This window comes from Bacillus haikouensis (assembly GCF_013179555.1).
Taxonomy (GTDB): domain Bacteria; phylum Bacillota; class Bacilli; order Bacillales; family Bacillaceae_B; genus Rossellomorea; species Rossellomorea haikouensis_A.
Window position 1 is genome coordinate 1 of sequence record NZ_JABMCR010000427.1, and the last position, 2,551, is coordinate 2,551.

2 protein-coding genes are annotated in these 2,551 nt (G+C 39.0%); both read right to left on the bottom strand.

Annotated elements, in window-relative coordinates:
* Positions 1 to 566 (bottom strand): CPBP family intramembrane glutamic endopeptidase (locus HP456_RS22635; RefSeq protein ID WP_172255287.1); only part of this gene is annotated, 566 nt, incomplete at its 3' end.
* A 46-nt stretch (positions 567 to 612) separates the two neighbouring features.
* Positions 613 to 2,551, bottom strand: a 1,939-nt coding sequence (locus HP456_RS22640; protein ID WP_172255289.1) for an efflux RND transporter permease subunit, incomplete at its 5' end; no start/stop codon positions are given.

The following is a 2,551-nucleotide window of genomic DNA, read 5'->3' on the forward strand; positions in this document are numbered from 1 at the left end:
TTAACAGGCAGGATATCTAATGACGGCAGGTGTACGAGTGAGAAGATTAATGAACTTAATAGAATTGCCTTCTTTATACCAAATGTATTGCGTATGGTTGGATAAAGAAAACCTCTGTATAGAATTTCCTCATAGACGGGAGAAACAATCACTGATGAGAGCATCGCAAGGAGGATACCTGATACCTTCATTTCATCGACAGCATGTGAACGGTCATTAGGGGATACGCCGATGAGAGTATACATGACAAATAAAATAATCAGAGAAACTGCCAATGCACTGAGCGTATATAAGAATATTATTTTTTTATGCTGATTTATTCTCTGTGCATTAAACACCCCTATCACTTTCCAGCTTATATTATATTTTCTGAGTCCCCACACATACACTGTCGCAAAGGCAATACTGGCTAAAAATATTCCGCCAAGCGTTCCTGCCTCTAAAGAGTCCATTCCCATTCCCAAAAGAGCAGGCTTTAATAAGAAATCAACAAAAATAAAACCAGCGATGAGATTAATGAATAAAACAGTCATAGCATCTTTCATTCTCCAACGAGAACTTCCCATTCTGCCCGCCTCCATTCAATTTTAAAAAGAAAAGCTTAGCAGAATGCTAAGCTACTTCTTCGTTTCTCTTTCCATTCCTGTTCTTTTTTAACATTTTCCTTTTCAGAAGAATTAAAGTTTCATATGCTATTGGGACGATGAATAGAGTCAAAATCGTAGATGAAATAAGACCTCCTATTACAGTGATACCAAGGCCGCTTGAAATGAGTCCGCTTCCGTCGGACTCGCCAGTGATGACTAATGGGGCAAGAGCACCGATTGTTGCCAGGGCCGTCATGAAAATAGGACGTAATCTTGTCATACCTGCTTCCAGAATTGATTCTCTTATACTATTCCCTTCTTTTTCCCTCTGAACAATGCGATCTACAAGAACAATAGCGTTCGTTACTACTATGCCAATCAGCATTAATGCTCCTATCATCACAGAAATACTGATTGGTTCATCAGTAATCACTAAGCCCGCTAAACTCCCGATAATTGCATACGGTAATGAGAATAGTATCGCCAATGGTGCAAGACCGCCCCCGAAAGTAACGACTAACACGAAATAGACAATCATGACAGCACTGACGATAGCTACTCCTAACTGAGTGAATGATTCATCAATTTGTTCCGCAACTCCTCCAACTTCTACCTCAATGCCTTCAACGAAATTCAATAGATCCACTTCTTTTTGTACATTTTCGGTAGTTGCAGCAACATCCTCACTGGTAATATTGGCAGTAACGACTCCATATACTTTTCCGTTTCTTTTGGTAATGGAAGCAGGTGCAGTTTCTTCCTCCACCTCAACAATATCGGAAAGTTTGATATCCTCATTATTTAAGTTCTCTACATTTATATTTTCCAAGGAGAAAGCGGAATCTTCAGCTTTTCTTTGAATTGTCCTTACGGGAATGACTTCTCCTCCGTCACTCAGGCTGGTGATTTGCGATGAAGAAGAGTTCTGACTGAGTGCCTCAAAAATTTGGAAGGGCTGAATGTTAAGTTTGGCGATTTTCTCAGTGTCAAGTACAAAACCAAGTTGTTTTAGCGATTCGGATGTACTGGTTTTTAGTCCGTTCAAGTCTTTTTCAGTTTCTAAATTCTCTCTGATCATTTCAACTGCATCATTTACTTCTTCACTGTTTTCTCCGTATACAAACAACGAAAGCGTATTATTTCCAGAGCCGGAACTTTGAATATCCCACTCCCCTTTGTTTACATTCTTTAATTTTGAAGCTAAAGCATCTTGCTCATTGGTGATATCCTCCAATTCCGAATGGTAATTAATAATAAAGAGTACCTGCTTCGTATCTGAAGGGTTTAAAGGGTTTCCTTCACCAAATGATGCCTGGACATGCTTATGATGTTTCCGTTGTAACAAAACTTCTTCTGCTTTTTGAACCTCATTTTTTATTTCTTCGTTTGTTGACCCGGGCACTGGATTATAGGAAGCAATAATTACTTTGTTCTCACTATCAGGAATGAAACTTACGCCAATCATCGGCAGAAGGAACAAACTGCCTACTAAAAGTACATTCACTATTAAAAAGCTGATAACTTTATGATTCAAGCTCCAATTGAGTAATCTTTTGTAATGAGACGTTTTTTTGTCTCTGGAATGTTGATTTTTATGCTGGCTTTTTTTTCGCAATAAAAGATGGGCCATCATTGGCACTATGGTTATGGATACAAGTAATGATGCCAGCAATGCAAATACAATCGTCAACCCGAATGGCAGAAACAATTCTCCCACTGGACCGTCTATCAAGCCCAACGGTAAGAACACTGCTATTGTAACAATAGTGGAAGACACAATAGGTGCAAACATTTCAGCTGTGGCTTCTTTAATTAATTGAAACCCTTTCAATGTTTCACTCTTCAACGTCATTCTTCTAAAGATATTCTCAATCACAACAATTGAATCGTCCACGACCCGCCCGATTGCTACCGTCATGGCACCCAGTGTCATTAAATTCAGCGTTATATCCAATTGATTCAAG